4 protein-coding genes are annotated in these 3714 nt (G+C 65.9%); all 4 read right to left on the minus strand.

Features of this window, described 5'->3' with window-relative positions; all coding sequences use genetic code 11:
* Nucleotides 1-693: histidine kinase (locus VJ673_RS08225; RefSeq protein ID WP_491700803.1), on the minus strand; the 693-nt coding region annotated here is incomplete at its 3' end.
* A gap of 12 nt (nt 694-705) precedes the next feature.
* Nucleotides 706-1284, minus strand: coding sequence for a potassium-transporting ATPase subunit KdpC (gene kdpC / locus VJ673_RS08230; protein ID WP_324125586.1), 579 nt, complete (start codon nt 1282-1284; stop codon nt 706-708).
* Nucleotides 1285-1298: 14 nt separating this feature from the next.
* Nucleotides 1299-3416 (minus strand): potassium-transporting ATPase subunit KdpB, encoded by a 2118-nt coding sequence (gene kdpB / locus VJ673_RS08235; protein ID WP_324125587.1) that lies wholly within the window; start codon nt 3414-3416, stop codon nt 1299-1301.
* Nucleotides 3417-3423: 7 nt separating this feature from the next.
* The coding region (locus tag VJ673_RS08240; RefSeq protein WP_324125589.1) for a potassium-transporting ATPase subunit KdpA at nt 3424-3714 on the minus strand (291 nt) is incomplete at its 5' end.

Raw genomic sequence — 3714 nt, forward strand, 5'->3', positions numbered from 1 at the left:
CCGATCCGCCGTTCGGCGCAGGGCGAGCTCGCGCAGCGCGATCAGGTTGCCCTTGCGAAAGAAGTTGCGCACCGCATGCTCGGCCTGCTGCGGCATGTAGACCTTGCCTTCCTTCAGCCGCTGCAGCAGTTCGTCCGGCGAGAGGTCGACGATCACGACTTCGTCGGCGCGGTCGAAGACGTGATCGGGCACCGTCTCCCAGACACGGATGCCGGTGATGCCACTCACGACATCGTTGAGGCTTTCCAAGTGCTGTACGTTCATCGTCGACCACACGTCGATGCCCGCATCGAGCAGCTCGTCGACGTCCTGCCAGCGCTTCGGATGGCGCGACCCCGGCACGTTGGAATGCGCCAATTCGTCCACGAGGATCAGGCCGGGCTTGCGCTCGAGCGCCCCGTCGAGGTCGAACTCCTTCAGCGTGCGGTCGCGGTAGCTCACTTCCTTGAGCGGCAGCCGCTCGAATCCCGACACCAGGGCTTCGGTCTCGGCGCGGCCGTGAGTTTCGACCACGCCGATGACGGTATCGACACCGGGCTTGAGCGCACGTGCGGCCGACAGCATCGCGTAGGTCTTGCCCACGCCCGCCGACGCGCCGAAGAGAATCTTCAATCGGCCGCGCTTCGCTTGCGCTTCCTCTTCCTTGAGGCGCGCCAGAAGGTCATCGGGATCAGGGCGGCTGTCGGCACTCATCGATGGGTCATATCACCGGGCGCCGGCCCTGTCGAGAGCCAGGTTCAGCGCCAGCACGTTCACGCGGACCTCGCCCAGCACGCCCAGCCACCGATCCTGCGTGTGCGTCGCGATGAGCGACTGGACGACTGCAACAGGCAGGCCGCGCGCACGCGCCACCCGTGCGGCCTGGTATTGGGCCGCGGCCAGGCTGATGTGCGGATCAAGTCCGCTCGCCGAGGCGGTGACCAGGTCCACCGGGATCGGCAGCGCATTGGTCGGGTCGACAGCCTTCAGCACGCCGATGCGGGCCTTCACGGCATCGATCAGGACGGGGTTCAGAGGCCCCTGGTTCGAGCCGCTGGAGTTCGACCCGTTGTAGGGCATCGGGCTGGTCGCCGACGGCCGGCTCCAGAAGTACTTCGGGTCGCTGAAGCTTTGTCCGATGAGGGCGGAGCCGACGGGCTTTCCGGCCTTGAACAAGAGGCTGCCCGACGCCTGGTTCGGGAAAGCCGCGTTGGCGATTCCTGTCACGGCCAAGGGGTACACGATGCCGGTCAGCACGGTCATGAGCGCGAACAGGACGAGGGCGGGGCGCAGGAGGGTTTTCATGACTTGGTCCGGGATCACGCGAGGCCGAGTACGCTCAGTGTCAGGTCGACGAGCTTGATGCCGACGAAGGGAACGATGACACCACCCAAGCCATAGACCAGCAGATTGCGTCGCAGCAGCACGGCGGCTCCCAGCGGCCGGTACGCCACACCCTTCAGCGCGAGCGGTATCAGGAAGATGATGATCAGCGCGTTGAAGATCACGGCCGACAAGATCGCCGACGACGGACTCGCAAGCCGCATCACGTTCAGTGCGCCCAGCTGCGGATACGTGGTGACGAACGCCGCAGGAATGATCGCGAAGTATTTCGCAACGTCGTTGGCGATGCTGAAAGTGGTCAGCGACCCGCGCGTCATCAGCATCTGCTTGCCTGTCTCGACCACCTCGATCAGCTTCGTCGGGTTGCTGTCGAGGTCGACCATGTTGCCGGCCTCCTTCGCCGCCTGTGTGCCAGAGTTCATCGCCACCGCCACGTCGGCCTGTGCGAGCGCGGGCGCGTCGTTCGTGCCGTCGCCGGTCATCGCGACGAGGCGGCCCTCGGCCTGGTGCCGGCGGATGAGCGAGAGCTTCTGCTCGGGCGTGGCCTCGGCCAGGAAGTCGTCGACACCGGCCTCGGCCGCTATGGCTGCCGCGGTGAGCCGGTTGTCGCCCGTGACCATGATCGTTTTGATGCCCATGCGGCGCAGTTCGGCAAAGCGTTCCTTGATTCCGCCCTTGACGATGTCCTTGAGCTCGATGACGCCCAGCACCTTCGTGCCGTCGGCGACTACCAGCGGCGTGCTGCCGCGGCGGGCCACATCGGCGACCGCCGTCGCCAGGGCGGTCGGGAATATGCCGCCCAGCGACTCGACATACCGTCGAATCGCATCAGCGGCGCCCTTGCGGACTTGCCGCACCTGAAGCGGCGCGTGGTTGCCGCCCACGACCATCGGCGCCGGCACCGCGAGGGGCAGATCCACGCCGCTCATGCGCGTCTGCGCCGAGAAGTGAACGAAGCTCGCGTTCAGCGACTGCAGATCACGTTCGCGCAGGTTGAACTTCTGTTTGGCGAGCACCACGATGCTGCGCCCTTCGGGCGTCTCGTCGGCCAGCGAGGCCAACTGCGCGGCGTCGGCCAGCTCGCTCTCCTTGATTCCCGGCGCCGGCAGGAATGCGGACGCCTGCCGGTTGCCCAGCGTAATGGTGCCGGTCTTGTCGAGCAGCAGCACGTCCACATCGCCGGCCGCTTCGACGGCGCGGCCGGAGGTCGCGATCACGTTGGCCTGCATCATGCGACTCATACCGGCCACGCCAATCGCCGACAGCAGCCCGGCGATCGTGGTCGGGATCAGGCACACCAGCAAGGCAATGAGCACGGTGACCGTGATCGGCGCACCAGCCTTGGCCACCTCGATGCTGTACAGCGAGAATGGCAGCAGCGTCCCTGTCACACAGAGGAACACGATGGTTAACGCGACCAGCAAGATGGTGAGCGCGATCTCGTTGGGCGTCTTCTGGCGCCTGGCACTCTCCACCATCGCGATCATGCGATCGACGAAGGTCTCGCCCGGGTTCACCGAGACCCGCACGACGATCCAGTCCGACAACACCCGCGTGCCGCCCGTCACGGCCGAGAAGTCACCGCCGCTCTCGCGGATCACCGGCGCGGACTCGCCGGTGATCGCGCTTTCGTCGACCGAGGCCACACCTTCGATCACTTCGCCGTCAGCGGGGATGACGTCGTGTGCCATCACCACCACAGCGTCACCGCGGCGCAAGTCGGACGACTCGATCGGGTGCCACTTCGCGCCGTAACGAGGCTCCTCGAGCTTCTTGGCCCAGGTCTGCTTCTTCAGGCTTCGCAGCGAGGCGGCCTGTGCCTTGCTTCGGCCTTCGGCCAACGCCTCGGCGAAGTTGGCAAACAGCACGGTGAACCACAACCACAGCGCGATCGCCAGCACGAAGCCGGCAGGCGCCTCGCCCTTGCCGAAGATCGCCTGCGCGAACAGCGCGGTGGTGATGACGCTGCCGATGTAGACGACGAACATCACGGGGTTGCGCCACTGTACGCGCGGGTCCAGCTTCTTGAACGCGTCGAGCACCGCGGGTCTGATCAGCGCGGGATCGAACAGTGTGAATGTCTGGCGGCTCATGGGCGACTCACTTCCAAAGCATCAAGTGCTCGACCATCGGACCCAGCGCGAGCGCCGGAACGTAGTTGAGCAGGCCGACAAGCAGCACCATGCCGATTAGCATGAGAACGAACAGCGGCCCATGCGTCGGCAAGGTGCCGTCGGTCGCGGCGATCCGCTTCTTGGCGGCGAGCGAACCGGCCATGGCCAGCACGGGCACGATCACGCCGAAGCGTCCCAGCCACATCGCGATGCCCAGCATCACGTTGTAGAACGGGGTGTTGGCGCCGAGGCCGGCGAAGGCACTGCCGTTGTTGTT

The sequence above is a fragment of the Aromatoleum sp. genome (assembly GCF_035254505.1).
Classification (GTDB): Bacteria; Pseudomonadota; Gammaproteobacteria; order Burkholderiales; family Rhodocyclaceae; genus Aromatoleum.